The organism is Bacillus cereus (assembly GCF_007678085.1).
Lineage (GTDB): Bacteria > Bacillota > Bacilli > Bacillales > Bacillaceae_G > Bacillus_A > Bacillus_A cereus_BE.
The window spans coordinates 338,432-353,027 of the sequence record NZ_VEDW01000004.1; the positions used below are offsets into that span (position 1 = coordinate 338,432).

The following is a 14,596-nucleotide window of genomic DNA, read 5'->3' on the forward strand; positions in this document are numbered from 1 at the left end:
ACTTCAAATAAAATTTACACAATATTCTGTTTTCAATCAATAAAAAAAGAGAACTTTCTCTGAAAGTCCTACTACTCTAGAATAGTCTAGTTACTATTTTGCTTTAACACAAATACTGAAAGTTCAGGTACACTCCAAAATCTAACAGGCATTCGTGTTGTCCCAATACCACGATTTACGTATAAATGTAACGGCTTATTCTCCCCTTCTAATTCATACATACCTTCCACATAGCTCTCAGCTAATTTTGTAGTAATTAATGGACCTATAAAAGGAATTTGAACTTGTCCTCCGTGACTATGACCTGACATTTGAAAATCAACTGGGTAACGAGCTACTTTGTCTACAACATCCGGCTCATGTACTAAGAGCATATTGAAATCTTGTTGCCTTACTTGTTTTAAAGTCGCGTCTATTTGTGGCTTCCCCAATAAAAAATCATCCAAACCTGATATTGTAATATAATTGCCGTTGTCCACCTTAATTTTCTGCACTTCATTTACTAACACAGAGAAACCAGCTTCCTCCATATACTTTTTATAAAATAAACTACCTCCCCCGCCCCTATCATGATTCCCAAACACTGCATATTTCCCTAATGGCGCATGTATTTTCTGTAAAATGCTTTTCGCTTCTTCTCTTTCTTCCTTATATGATCCAAACTTATCTATCAAATCCCCTGTAAAAACTACTATATCTGGATGCAACGCATTCATCTTCTCCACCAAATTTTCTAGTTGTTTCAGTGTAAATTCTGGCCCTAAATGTACATCTGAGAATTGTAATATCTTTTTATTATTAAACTCTTTAGGAATTGTAGATGCTTCTATTTCATTCCACGTAACTGTTACTAGTTTTCGTTCAATTTCTGTCGCATAGAAATACAAACTTACTGAAATCATTACTATACTTATAAAACTGATTATGAATATTTTTATGATTGATGTTTTTTGTTCTTTTTTTACATGATTCGTATTCATGTTCTCACCTCTAGAAGTACTTTAAATCCTTATTGTTACATTAATGTGACAACATGAACAATGTTAGTTATATCCAATTCTATCCCATTCACTTTGACAATTTTATACAGAAGTCATAACATATTTTTATAATACATAGATTCTTAAAAATGTTCCTTCTATTCATTCTATCATTTTATTAAGGAGAGATTATTCATGTCTGTATTTACACCAGAAGAAATTACGGAACTTGCTGCGAATTCCGGAAGAAAAAAAGCTTATTTATCATTACTCCCTATGCTAATTCTCGGTTTTTTTGGTGGTGCTTTCATAGCATTAGGGTATTTACTCGATATCCATGTTATCGGAACAATGCCAAAATCTTGGGGATCATTTACTAGTTTTCTAGGCGCTGCTGTATTCCCTATCGGTCTTATACTCGTTATTCTTGCAGGTGGTGAACTAGTAACTGGTAACATGATGACAGTTTCTATGGCTTGGCTTCACAAAAAAATCGACTTATTTCACTTCATTCGAAATTTAGTAATTGTTACGTTTAGCAACTTCATAGGTGCTGTATTCGTTGCTTATTTTTTCGGTCATATCGTCGGATTAACAGAGGGCGCTTTTCTAGCGAAAACAGTTGCTATTGCGCAAGCTAAACTACAAGACACACCACTACAAGCCTTTATTTCTGCAATCGGATGTAATTGGCTCGTTTGTTTAGCTGTTTGGCTTAGTATGGGAAGTAAAGAATTTATCGGAAAGATTATCGGCATTTGGTTCCCAGTTATGACGTTTGTTGCGATTGGATTTCAACACGTTGTAGCTAATATGTTTGTCATCCCAGCAGCAATTTTTGCTGGTCATTTAACTTGGATTGAATATTTTTCAAACTTCATTTTGGTTTTCTTCGGAAACTTAGTAGGAGGTATGCTATTTGTAGCATTACCTTATTTCATATCTTATAATAAAAAACTGCCTTCCAATAAAGAGCAAACCGAATTAAAGAAAAGATCTGTATCCGCTTAAATGAACTGTCTATACAGTGACTCTAAAAAATATTACAAATTTCATTTTTTTTACGAATATATGTGCGTACACTTGTTCTCGAATGTTTTATACGTTATAATAACAACTTAAATAGCATTATTTACATATGAGGTGAAAAACATGAACAAAACAGAATTAATTAAAAACGTAGCACAAAATGCTGAGATTTCTCAAAAAGAAGCTACTGTAGTTGTACAAACTGTAGTAGAATCAATCACTAACACTTTAGCTGCTGGTGAAAAAGTACAACTTATCGGATTCGGTACATTCGAAGTACGCGAAAGAGCTGCTCGTACAGGCCGTAACCCACAAACTGGTGAAGAAATGCAAATCGCAGCTTCTAAAGTACCTGCTTTCAAAGCTGGTAAAGAACTTAAAGAAGCTGTAAAATAATGAAAAAATAGCCTTCTCGTTTACGAGAGGGCTATTTTTTTCATTACATAATTAATAAAGATCTGACCATTATGCTGTTTCTTTTGTTCCTTTATGCAAATAAAACCTTTACTTTCAAAGAAAGGTTTTGCTGTAATACTCGCCTCTGTATATATCTCCCCATGCCCCAAGTTCACTGCTTCTTTTTCTAACTTCTGTAGTATGTATGAAGCTATCCTTTCCCCTTGATAATCTTTATGTGTAAATAAACGATCTACGTAATGATCATCATTATAATCCCCAAATCCCACTATCATACCGTTATGATCCGCTACATAACTAATATTCTGCTCTAAAGAATGTAACCAACTTTCTCTATCTAGTCGCTCTGGTGCCCATGCCTGTAGCTGTAACACGTTATAATCTTTTGCATTAATTGTATGAACTGTTTCATAAAACAACTGTAATACTTGTTCTAAATCCTCTTTATGAAATGTTCTAATGATCATGTCTTTTAACATATATGAACCTGGTTTAAAATTCTTATAAAAATCTATAAATTGTTGGCGAACCAAGTCAAATGCCAACTACCGAAAAGGAATCTCACCTTTTTCCTGTCCGTAAGGGTTGTGACCTTTTCATCCACCTATTGTGAAAGAATGACGGCAGGTTCCTGTTAGGAACGATCTGTCCTTGCATACTACCATTCATCCAAGTCAGTAGTATGCAAGAGGTTATAAGAAATAAACCAGTACCCCCCTTCTCATTTAAATTTTAAATACGAATTGTTGATTGCTCATATAAACAGTTTTATGAAGAATGCTCCACAATTTCCAATTGTGATATTCTTTCCACGTTTGAATTGTTTGTAACCATTTTTTATATACTTTTTTCGTATTCTTTTTACTTTCTTCCATGGAAGCAACAAGAATACGCAGTTTTGTTGTAATTTGGTTTTTTAATAATAATATAATCTCTTTTGGTAATTGTTCTTGCAATTCTAATCCACGTCTTGCGATCGTGAATGCGGCTGCTTCATGAACGCTAATACCGAAATTTTTACTGTATTTTAATTTTCCAATCACACTTGTATAAGCGGAGTTTACTGTTTTAACAGAAAATCCGTTACGAAGAGACATACGAATTAAACTGTTCAACATCTTTTTATACGTAAATTGATGGAAATTACGATTACTGTATTTATCAGTATCATGAGATTGTTGAAACTTTAAATCTTCTAAAACAATTCCACCTACATTGTTTGCCAATAACCATGTTTTAATTTGTTGTACAATTTGTCCAATTATCGTTGTGCGTTTGTTTGTTGAAAGCGTATTCAGATTGTGTAGATAAAAAATTTTTGACCCTTTAAAATTACCTTGTTTTGTACATAAACTAACTGCAATGCGGTCCGGATTTACATCAATTCCTGCAATTACATCTGATTGTGGTATTTCCTTGAAATCAAGTACACGACCTATTTCTGTTTCATCAAACGTAATATTTACATAAAATTCATTTTGTTTACGAATGATTTCTACACTATATTTTTGATGCTCTATAATCGGTTTTCCTTTTGGATTTACACCGATTTGCTTTCCCATAACGACATTTGTAATTTGATGATAAAAATGATATGGAATGATAATCGGAACTTTGATTCGTGGGCTTTTTGTTTTTCCATTTGTTCGTCCTAATGGATTTGCAATTTCTAACCATCCTTGCCCACAGTCATCAACTGTAATGCGCATGTTCAAATTCCCTTTTTTGCTTTTATCTCCACGAGAATATAATTGTCGTGTCCGCAAATCTTTCCATTCTTGATTGGATATCTTGTTTTTCATTCTTTCATAGAAATTTTTCCGCCCACCAAAAATAATAGGAGGTAATGTTTTATTTTTAATATGTTTTGCATACATTTCAATTTTTTGTTCTAATTTTTGTTTTCGTTTTCTTAAGCCAATTAAACAAGTTTCTAATGCAACTTGTTTAGGTCTTTTTTTGCCGCGTTCATAATCATCTATTTTTTGTAACGTCTTTTCTAACTTTTTTTGATTGTTTTCTAGGTAAACAGGAAGAAGTTCTTTTTGAGAGAAAAGGATCGTTTGCGCTTGTAAAATCGCATCTTCACAAAAACGTTTATTTAACAAATATTTAGGTTGTAGTTTTTTTATCAATTCTTTCTCGTTTTCGCCCTCAATCAAACGATTAAAACTATATCGTTTTGCACTTTCGAACGTACGGATCAAAGTAATTAAATCTTCCGTTTGTTCTTTTGTAATAGAATTGATTTTACAAGTACGTGTTGTTTTCATCCTTCCCCCCCTTTTTCATCACCTGAAAATATTATATGTTGAATTCTGTAAAATATAAAACCTGTAATTGTAAATTTTGATAGTTTTTATAGATTTTTATTTACTGTTATTACCTCCTTACTAAACTATCATTTAACTTGTCTACCATCTAGTATTCAATATTTCTGCTTTATTATATCTTTTTTCTTTCTATATAAACAAAAAAACAATACTTATTTCAAAGTATTGTTTTTTGTTTAAAAGCATATGCAATTACTCTATAGATTTTTATTTTTTTAATTTCACTCTCTGTAATCGTAATGCATTTAATACAACTGATACAGAACTAAATGCCATCGCCGCTCCTGCAACCCAAGGTGCTAAGAAACCAAGCGCTGCAATCGGGATTCCTAAGCCATTATAAGCTAGTGCCCAGAATAAATTTTGCTTAATATTTCTTATTGTCATCTTACTCATAAAGATTGCATCAGCAATACTATTTAAATCACCACGGATTAACGTAATATCTGCCGCTTCCATCGCTACATCCGTTCCTGTTCCAATTGCCATACCGATATCCGCCGTAGCCAGTGCAGGAGCATCATTTATTCCATCTCCAACCATTGCTACTTTTTTACCTTGCGTTTGCAGTTTTTTCACTTCTTCTGCTTTTCCTTCTGGTAATACTTCTGCAATTACGTGATCAATACCAACTTGCTTAGCGATTGCCTGAGCAGTTTGTGTATTATCTCCCGTAATCATAACAACGTCTAGACCCATTTTCTTAAGTCTTGCGATAGCTGCTTTTGAAGTATCTTTTACAGTATCCGCAACGGCTACTATTCCAGCATACTCCTTATCTACTGCTATTAACATTGCTGTTTTTCCTTCTCGTTCTAGCGCTTCCATCGCTTTAGAAACTTCTTCAATATCAATATTGAATTTCTTCATTAATCGACGTGTACCAATTAATAATTGTTTCCCTTCTACAACTGATTCAATACCGAATCCTGGGATCGCTTCAAACGTTTCTGAACTTGGGATATCAATTTTCTTCTCTTTAATTCCTTCCACAATCGCTTCTGCAAGTGGATGTTCAGAATTTTTTTCTGCCGCACCTACTAAACGTAGTGTTTCTTCTTCGTGGAATCCATCTGCTACAATTACATCTGTTAACACCGGCTTCCCGTTTGTCACAGTACCTGTTTTATCTAAAATAACTGTATCTAATCGGTGGGTTGCCTCTAAATGCTCCCCGCCTTTAAATAAAATGCCATACTCAGCCGATCTTCCTGATCCTGCCATAATAGATGTAGGCGTTGCAAGACCTAATGCACACGGACAAGCGATAACAAGTACCGCTATCATTTTCTCAAGTGCTCCGCCAAAATCACCAGGTGTAACAAATAGCATCCACACTGCAAATGTGATAATAGCAATCACAACTACAACCGGTACGAAAATACCTGAAATTTGATCTGCTACCCTTTGAATAGGAGCTTTTGAACCTTGAGCCTCTTCTACTACTTTAATAATTTGAGCTAATGCAGTATCTCTTCCTACCTTAGTTGCCTTCACTTTTAAAAAGCCATTTTTATTTATTGTAGAACCGATTACTCCATCCCCAATTGTTTTATCAACTGGAATACTTTCACCTGTTAACATCGATTCATCTATCGCTGACTTTCCTTCTACAATTTCCCCATCTACTGGGATTTTTTCACCAGGCTTTACATAAACGATATCACCAGCTACCACTTCTTCGATTAAAATTTTTATTTCTGTTCCATCTCGTACAACAGTAGCGGTTTTCGCCTGTAATCCCATTAATTTTTTAATTGCTTCTGACGAGCGTCCCTTTGCTTTCGCTTCAAATAATTTACCTAAAATAATTAATGTAATAAGTACTGCACTCGTTTCAAAATACAAGTCTGTCATATGTTCCGAAGAACCAATCGACTTAATACTTAAATACACACTGTAAAAATACGCTGCAGACGTTCCAAGTGCCACGAGAACATCCATATTTGCGCCTTTATTTCGTAACGCTTTATATGCTCCAACATAAAACTGCCCACCAATGATAAACTGAACTGGCGTTGCAAGAGCGAGTTGTACCCAAGGGTTCATAAGCATATCAGGTAAATAAATAAACGATGTAAATGAGAAATGACTTACCATTGCCCACAGTAACGGGAATGATAAAATAAACGAAATGATAAATTTCTTCTTTTGTCGCTCAATTTCTTGTAAACGATGATCAGATGATCCATCTTGTTCATCTGATTTCACTTCTAATTTATATCCTAATTTCGTAATTGCACTCTTCATTTCATTTACATTAATTTCATCAGGATTAAAATCTACTGTAGCTGACTCCAAAGCAAAATTTACTGTCGCTCCATTCACACCTTCTAACTTATTTAAACGCTTTTCCACTCTATTGGCACATGCTGCGCATGTCATCCCTGAAACAGTAAACTCAGCTTTATCACTGACAATTCCATACCCTAACGATTCAACTTTTTGCTTAAACTGTTGCGGATTTGTTTTTTGGGGGTCATACATTATTTTTGTTTTTTCAAGTGCAAAATTTACATTTGCATCATGAACACCTTCTACTTTTTTTAGACCTTTTTCAATTCTATTTGCACATGCGGCACATGTCATTCCTGATATTTGAAGATTGGCCTCTTTTTGTTCATTCATGTCTCTCACCTCTATATACCCTTATGAGGTATAATTATTAGCAAAATAAATCGTACTTCCTATAAAGTACGATTTATTTCCATATCTAAAAATAATTATTGAACATCGTATCCTTGATCTTCAATTACAGCAACGATATCTTTTAGTGTTACAGCAGACGAGTCGATTGTAACTTCAACAGTTCCTTCTGCTAATTGAACCTTCACTTGTTCAACACCGTTTAGTTCTTTCACACTGCTTTCAATAGAATTTACACAATGTCCACAAGACATACCTTCAACTTTTAATGTTAACTGTTCCATTTAAAATCCTCCTCTTGTTTTTTCATTGTTTGTTAACTACAAATACATCTTACCATACCCCCCTAAGGTAATCAATGGTTTTGTATCATGATTTTTCAATTATTTTCTAAAAGTTTATTTTACATACACTTTTTTACATCAATACCCCGAAACCTTATATGAAGGTAAACAAAAAACAAGCCAGTTACATACTAGCTTGTTTTTACGCTTTTGAAAAACGTTCAAATACAGTCATTAATTCTTCAATTGCTTCGTCACCATTGCCATCTTTAATAGCACCTGAAACACAATGACTTGTATGGTTTTTTAATACACCCATTCCTACTTTTTTCATCGCTGCATTAATCGCTGAAATTTGCACTAAAATATCCACACAATAGCGATCATTTTCAATCATATTTTGAATACCGCGGACCTGTCCTTCAATTCTCTTTAATCTATTTATAATTTGTTCTTTTTCTTTTTCTGATCTATGTGTTACCGCTTCATGCTCTTTATGATCCATATTATCACCTTCTTAAAGTTTCTCTTCATCCAATAAAACAATTGCTTTTACGAGTATACCAATTATAGCATTAATTATCTATGTATGATACCCCATATGAGTATATTTCCGCTCTAAGCTTATTCTTAACAATTTATTAGCTTCTCAGACTCAATTATTATGATACCCTTGCCTTTTTTTCAAAAAACAATAATAAGCAGGGATTATCCATCCCCGCTTATTATTCATACAAAAATATAAAAGTCTCAATTTTCACACGTGCAAATTGAGACTCTTTTCTTCCTATATATAATTATTGCTGATCACATACTTTTTCATCATTTACTACTGAAGTTCCTTCAACGGTTACCGTATGAAAACAGTCATTTACACGAACTGTCACAACATTATCTTGCCGATCGATAACGTGATATTCATTAAAATTTTTGTTCAGAGCACTGCGAATTTGTTCTCCTTCATAAATTGGAATGCCATGTGATAAAACCCAAATAAGCCCAGCGATAGCAAGAATAGTTTTCATACGATCTACCTCCTTGAAAATATAGTGAACTTTTAATCCATGCTTTTGCAGCTCTACGAATCATGATTGGAATGAACTAAGCCTTTTTGGAAATAAGTTCATTTCGTCTATTTTATGTTTATGCTAATTGTGACCGAATTGTGACAACTTTTTGTCTCTTTAGACGAAAAGTTGAAACAAAACGTTCAAAAAGGACAATTCTACATACGAAAAAGGTTATGGAATGTTTCATCCATAACCTTTTTTCAGCCCTATTCTACAACTCATCCACTGTACTTCACTTGATTTTTTTAGACTTATTTTTATTCATCAACATCAAAACAAAATCTCGAAAAAACTTCCCACACGAGTTCATTTCTACTACTTACCCCAGTCTTTTCAAAAATAGATTTTAAATGATCTTGTACCGTGTATATAGATATACAAAGTTCTTGGGCTAATTCCTTTGTCGACATACCGGTAAGAATTTTGCGTATTACTTGCTTCTCACGTGTTGTAAAACTATAACCTTCCATAATAAGCGGAAAGATTTCTTCTGGTCTTGCTCTTTCGAATAGAACAACATAACCACCTTGAAAATTACTTGTACGTTCTAACTTACTGGCCCGAATGATTAAAAAATGTCCATAGACTAAAGGTATACAAACTTTTTCTTCTCTATTCATACAACCTATATTATATTCGTTAGCCTTTACTTTCGAACAAACTGCACGTATTGGCCTTGGTATTTCTTTTATATTTAACTGTTCATACTTTCTAAGATTTGAGAGCCAATCGCTGCCATCTTGATTCCAATATAATATATTAAAATCCTCACTCAATATAATCGTACCTGTCCCTACCACCTTCTCTTCTGAAAAAGGTATAGGAAATGCCTTCTTTAAAGCCTCTCCAGCAATTGGGACTATCGTTGCTAAGTATTTACAATCATCGATATGAAAAGTGGGACTTGTACTCCATCGAAATAAACTAAGATGCCCATAGCATTTCCCCTTACTCATACAAACACCCCTTAACTCATCTCCAAAACTTGCTGGTTTTAAAATATTTCGGTATCTAGAACTTTTCTTTTGTTCACCATTTGTCGCCATACTAAGAGAAGCAACATGAGGAGAGTATTCTGTTAAATATTTAAATTTATTAAAATCATCTTCTAGAAATTCATTCATAAACAATTGCGGATGAATCTTTTCAACACTTGCATCCGTAAATGCCCCAGTAGATAAAAAAGAGATTGGGTCTATAATTGTAAAACAAGCGGCGTCAAAATCAATGACTTTCCGTATCAAATGAAGAAATGACTCTTGAAATGTCCTTATAGAACTTATACAATTCGCTACCACTTTAATTTCTTTTGTTGTTTTTTCATACATCCTCTTCCCCCCAGATTTACGGGATTGTTCCTCTACATAATTTCATTCCATAATAAACCTATAGTACACATACTTAGGAGGTTAATAATGAATTGGAATGATACTACCGTAAATTCATATGAACAAAAAATTCCATGTAAAATCCCAGGCTACTACACCCTATATGAAATGATGAATCATTTCTTGTTTACTACACTCTCTAAAGAAAATCTTAATCCAAATTTACTAGTTATAGGTGCTGGTGGTGGACAAGAAATTCTCTCAATAGGTAAACAAAATAGCAACTTATCTTTTACAGGTGTTGATCCATCTAAAAGCATGCTACAGTTAGCTAAAAAAAGAATTGAAAACGAAGGCATACAAAATCAAATTCACTTTGTACACGGAACTGTGCATTCATTATTTGATGCTGCTACTTGTATGCTTGTTCTTCACTTCATCCCAACTATGAAGGAGAAAAAAGAATTACTTACTAAAATTAGTAGTCGCTTAAAGCCCGGTGCTCCATTCTTTCTCTCTTCAATAAATGGTATACCCCATACAAGTATGTTTTCTGCACAATTAAATGCTTGGCGCAACCATATGATGCAAAATCAAATTGCATTAGAAGATTGGAACCGATTTGAAAATTCTTTTGAAACAGAAATATCCCCTATTTCCGAAACGAATCTACTAACTATTATGGAGGAATGTGGCTTTACTCAAATTACTCGCTTTTTCACTAGTTTTTTAATTGATGGATACGTAGCAATAAAACAATAATGAAAAAAGGTAAGCAATTGCTTACCTTTCCCCTCTTCTATACGTGACTAATAAACCTTAATCCTTTACTTAAAGAAGTCGGTACAACAGATGCATGATTCTCCCCTTCAGCTTCATAAAACGCAAATCGAAACTGATTGTGTTTCACTTGAAGAAGACGCTTTGATAATTCGTTTGCCCCTACAACCATATGCTTTCGTTCTAGTGATCCGACTGTAAGGAACACTCCTGTTTCAAACTTAGCACTGTTTAACTCACTTATAAGGTTCTCTTCTTTTTCAAGTACGGATTGATTATTCCACCAAATAGATGGACTACTAATAAAATAATTTTGAAAGGCATTTACGTTTGTAAATAATATATGTAATGCAAATAATCCACCTAGCGAATGCCCAAACAACGTTTGCTTTCCTTTATCAATTTCAAAATTATTTTCAATCTGCTGCTTTAATTCTTCTTCAATAAAAGTAAAGAAATTATGTGCTCCTCCTGTTTTAGGCCACGGTTTACCGTCTGGTTTTAAAGGCGCATCTTTTGAAATTACGCTAGGCGTAAAATCATAGCATCTTTCTTCCCCTGAAAACGCCCCTTCAATATGATAACCAATGCCTACTATAACAGCTGGTGAAACACCTGTTTTTTCTGCTCTAACTGATTGTATTTTAACCGCTTCATGGAATGTTTGAAAAAAGGCATTGCCATCTAATACGTATATAACAGGATATCCTGAATCCGGTGCTGGTTGCCTCGGCTTTGAAATATGAATTTGATATTCCTTACCTTCTAATTTAGAATACATTTTCCACTGCTCTGTATTAGATGTTATGATCTGCTGTTTTTCAATCGTACTATTCATCTTATATCCCCCCTCTTAACTTGTTACATATATTTCTACTTTCTCTTCTTGAGATACAACGCTATCGTAGCCAAAACAAACAGGAGACCCATTATACGGATCAATCATGACACGCGCATCAATATGAAATACTTCTTTTAACACTTCATTTGTAATGATTTCTTCTGGGATACCAGTTGTAACGATCTCCCCTTCCTTCATTGCAATAATTTCATCTGAAAACCTTGCTGCATGATTAATATCATGTAGTACCATTACGACCGTACAATTATGTTCTTTATTTAACTTCTCCACAATTTGTAATACATCTAATTGATGAGACATATCAAGGTATGTCGTTGGTTCATCTAGTAGTAACACTTCTGTCTCTTGTGCTAAGGCCATCGCTAGCCATACCTTTTGCCTTTGACCACCTGATAAATTGGCAATTTGTCTCGTTCGAAATTCAGAAGTTTTCGTTATATCTAATGCCCAATCAATCATCTCTTTATCTTTTGAAGTTAACTTATTTACGTTATTTCGATGTGGATAGCGTCCATAAGAAATTAATTCTTCTACTTTAAGCTCTCCTGGCGCAATTGGAGTTTGCGGTAGTAATGCTAGCTGCTTTGCAATTTCTTTCGTTGGAATTGTATTTAAATCCTGTCCTTGTAAATATACTTTACCGCTCTTTTGCTTTAATATTCTTCCCATTGTTTTTAACAATGTCGATTTACCGCACCCGTTTGGCCCTATAATTGTCGTTACTTTTCCTTCTTGTATTTCCACATTTAAATCGCGAAACACTGTAAGCTTTTCATAGCTCGTTTCTAAATTTTTTGCACTTAAAATACTCACTTTTATTCCTCCTCTTACGCTTTCGCCTTATAAAGTAAATATAAGAAATACGGTACACCGACAATAGAAATAACGATTCCAACTGGTAACTCTACAGGTGTGAAAACTGTTTTTGCAATAAAATCTGAAGCAATTACAAGGAACATTCCAATTACCCCGCACGTAGGAATAATATGCTTATGCTGAATACCGACAAGTCTTTTCGCTATATGCGGTGCCATTAGTCCAATGAAACCGATACTTCCTGAAACTGCAACACAAGCGCTCACAAGTCCGATACTACTTAGTAGTAAAATAGATTTCTCTCTTTCTACTGAAACTCCTAAACTTGTAATACTCGTTTCTTCCAATTGAAATAAATCTAATAAATAAGCTTTCTTTTGTATAAGCGGAATTAATATGATAAGCCACGGCAACATTGCAATAATATACTTCCAGTTTGCATTATATATACTTCCTGACACCCAAACTGCAGCCATCTCGAAATCAGTTGACTTCATTTTGAGTGATAGGTACATAGAAAATGCCCCAAATCCTGATCCAATTGCAATCCCTGTTAATAAAAGACGCTGCGAATCTAACTTACCGTTTTTCCAAGAAAACAGATAAATGATAATAGCTGCACCTAATCCGCCGACTAAACCAAACATTGGCATCATCATAATAGAAACCCAGTCTGTGCTCTTTAATTGTCCTTGAAAGAAAAACATAAAGATGACGATTGCTGTTCCTGCTCCGGCATTTACTCCTAAAATACCTGGATCCGCCAGTCCATTTCTCGTAATCCCTTGAATTACAGCACCTGCAACGCCTAGACCTAATCCTACTAATCCAGCAATTACAATGCGCGGAAGACGAAACTCAAAAATAACTAAATCATGATCTGGTACTGGATCTATTCTAAAGAGTGTTTTAAATACATCTGTAATCGTAATATCAAACGTACCATTCGTTAAACTAATATAAATAGCACATAGTATTAAAAATATAATAATCCCCATCGTCATTCCGAAACGTTGACTTGAACTTTTAAGCATGTCTCTCTCCTCCTCTTGTACGGATTAAATAAAGGAAGAAAGGAATTCCAATTAAGGAGGTAACGACTCCAATTGGTGTTTCAAATGGATAGTTTACAAATCTACTCAAAACGTCACATAATGCTAAGAAAACTCCACCAATAACGCCTGCACATGGCAATATCCACTTATAATCTACCCCAATTATAAATCGAGTAATGTGTGGGATAATTAAACCTACAAAACCAACTTTCCCTACTAAAGCAACTGCCGTTCCTGTTAAAAAAATAACTGACAAAATTGCTATTGCTTTAACTAGTTTTGTACGTTGCCCTAAATTAATAGAAACTTCTTCGCCTAAAGAGAGAATGGTAATAGATTTTGATATTAACAATGCTAAAATTATTCCAATTATTCCAAACGGTATCGTGATTTTAATGATATTAGGGTCCACTTGGTCTAACTTTGCATTGAACCAAAAACTAACATTTTGAGAAATTTGGAAATACGAAGCCATCGCGGCCGATACACTGCTTAAAAATGTTCCAATAACTGTTCCGATAATCGCTAACCTAACTGGTGATAAGCCATTTTGAAGGAGCGAACCAAAACCAAATACGATACCGGCTCCTAGTGCAGAGCCAATCATTGAACATACAACCATACCAATTGATGACATTCCCGGAAGAAAAATCATACAAAGTGTAATAACAAAAGCTGCCCCATCCGTCACACCCATAATAGAAGGGGATGCAAGATAGTTTCTTGTCATCCCCTGCATAAGTGCTCCTGATATGGCTAGAAATGCTCCGACTAAAAGAGCTGCAACTACCCTTGGTAAACGTGAAGTAATAATAATATTATGATTTACATCACTTGAATCAAAATGAAATAATGCGTTCCACACTGTTTCAGCATCAATACTTTTGGCCCCATACAAAATAGAAAGTATAACTGTAAATAAGATGAGTATGGGTGCTATACATAATATAGTCACTGGTACTGCATTTGTTTTCTGCATATCATTCAACGCACCTT

Annotated in this window: 15 protein-coding genes; 3 read left to right on the forward strand and 12 right to left on the reverse strand. The window is 34.3% G+C overall.

Translation table 11 applies throughout. From position 1 onward, the window contains the following. Positions 1–86 precede the first annotated feature (86 nt). Positions 87–980: a metallophosphoesterase gene (locus FS742_RS18925; RefSeq protein WP_144614385.1), complete on the reverse strand. Its 894-nt coding sequence runs from the start codon at positions 978–980 to the stop codon at positions 87–89. A 195-nt stretch (positions 981–1,175) separates the two neighbouring features. Here FS742_RS18925 and FS742_RS18930 point away from each other — a divergent pair, with 195 nt between their 5' ends. Both FS742_RS18930 and FS742_RS18935 read left to right on the forward strand, forming a co-directional pair. Continuing rightward, positions 1,176–1,991: a formate/nitrite transporter family protein gene (locus tag FS742_RS18930; protein ID WP_144614387.1), complete on the forward strand. Its 816-nt coding sequence runs from the start codon at positions 1,176–1,178 to the stop codon at positions 1,989–1,991. A 141-nt stretch (positions 1,992–2,132) separates the two neighbouring features. Further along, on the forward strand, positions 2,133–2,405 hold the full coding sequence (locus tag FS742_RS18935) for an HU family DNA-binding protein (RefSeq protein WP_001043904.1): 273 nt from the start codon (positions 2,133–2,135) through the stop codon (positions 2,403–2,405). Between the two features lie 20 nt (positions 2,406–2,425). Here FS742_RS18935 and FS742_RS18940 read toward each other — a convergent pair whose 3' ends face one another. The 7 genes from FS742_RS18940 to FS742_RS18970 all read right to left on the reverse strand — a co-directional run bounded on the left by FS742_RS18940 (position 2,426) and on the right by FS742_RS18970 (position 10,087). After that, positions 2,426–2,905 (reverse strand): GNAT family N-acetyltransferase, encoded by a 480-nt coding sequence (locus tag FS742_RS18940; protein WP_144614708.1) that lies wholly within the window; start codon positions 2,903–2,905, stop codon positions 2,426–2,428. A gap of 246 nt (positions 2,906–3,151) precedes the next feature. Next, positions 3,152–4,699, reverse strand: coding sequence for an IS200/IS605 family accessory protein TnpB-related protein (locus FS742_RS18945; RefSeq protein WP_144614389.1), 1,548 nt, complete (start codon positions 4,697–4,699; stop codon positions 3,152–3,154). A 267-nt stretch (positions 4,700–4,966) separates the two neighbouring features. Next, a complete protein-coding gene (locus FS742_RS18950) occupies positions 4,967–7,387 on the reverse strand; it encodes a heavy metal translocating P-type ATPase (protein WP_144614391.1) in 2,421 nt (806 codons plus the stop codon). A 95-nt stretch (positions 7,388–7,482) separates the two neighbouring features. Continuing rightward, positions 7,483–7,689 (reverse strand): copper chaperone CopZ, encoded by a 207-nt coding sequence (gene copZ, locus FS742_RS18955; RefSeq protein WP_002014669.1) that lies wholly within the window; start codon positions 7,687–7,689, stop codon positions 7,483–7,485. A gap of 202 nt (positions 7,690–7,891) precedes the next feature. Then, positions 7,892–8,194 (reverse strand): metal-sensing transcriptional repressor, encoded by a 303-nt coding sequence (locus tag FS742_RS18960; RefSeq protein WP_000349636.1) that lies wholly within the window; start codon positions 8,192–8,194, stop codon positions 7,892–7,894. A 292-nt stretch (positions 8,195–8,486) separates the two neighbouring features. Continuing rightward, the gene (locus FS742_RS18965) at positions 8,487–8,714 is read right to left on the reverse strand and encodes a hypothetical protein (RefSeq protein ID WP_000849105.1); all 228 of its coding nucleotides are present in this window, start codon (positions 8,712–8,714) and stop codon (positions 8,487–8,489) included. A 302-nt stretch (positions 8,715–9,016) separates the two neighbouring features. Next, positions 9,017–10,087, reverse strand: a complete 1,071-nt coding sequence (locus FS742_RS18970; RefSeq protein WP_144614393.1) for a helix-turn-helix transcriptional regulator — start codon at positions 10,085–10,087, stop codon at positions 9,017–9,019. Between the two features lie 87 nt (positions 10,088–10,174). Here FS742_RS18970 and FS742_RS18975 point away from each other — a divergent pair, with 87 nt between their 5' ends. Beyond that, positions 10,175–10,849, forward strand: coding sequence for a class I SAM-dependent methyltransferase (locus FS742_RS18975; protein WP_144614395.1), 675 nt, complete (start codon positions 10,175–10,177; stop codon positions 10,847–10,849). Positions 10,850–10,886: 37 nt separating this feature from the next. On the opposite strand, the gene FS742_RS18980 is transcribed toward FS742_RS18975, so the two are convergent. The 4 genes from FS742_RS18980 to FS742_RS18995 are packed head-to-tail and all read right to left on the reverse strand — an operon-like array spanning position 10,887 to position 14,579. Continuing rightward, positions 10,887–11,705, reverse strand: coding sequence for an alpha/beta hydrolase (locus FS742_RS18980; RefSeq protein WP_144614397.1), 819 nt, complete (start codon positions 11,703–11,705; stop codon positions 10,887–10,889). 15 nt (positions 11,706–11,720) lie between these two features. Beyond that, positions 11,721–12,542 carry an ABC transporter ATP-binding protein gene (locus FS742_RS18985; RefSeq protein WP_048545874.1) on the reverse strand — a complete coding sequence of 274 codons (822 nt, stop codon included), beginning with the start codon at positions 12,540–12,542 and terminating at the stop codon, positions 11,721–11,723. 14 nt (positions 12,543–12,556) lie between these two features. Further along, positions 12,557–13,579: a FecCD family ABC transporter permease gene (locus FS742_RS18990; RefSeq protein ID WP_016135196.1), complete on the reverse strand. Its 1,023-nt coding sequence runs from the start codon at positions 13,577–13,579 to the stop codon at positions 12,557–12,559. Beyond that, positions 13,572–14,579 (reverse strand): FecCD family ABC transporter permease, encoded by a 1,008-nt coding sequence (locus FS742_RS18995; protein WP_144614399.1) that lies wholly within the window; start codon positions 14,577–14,579, stop codon positions 13,572–13,574. Before FS742_RS18995 ends, FS742_RS18990 begins: the two co-directional genes overlap by 8 nt. Between the last annotated feature and the right edge of the window lie 17 nt (positions 14,580–14,596).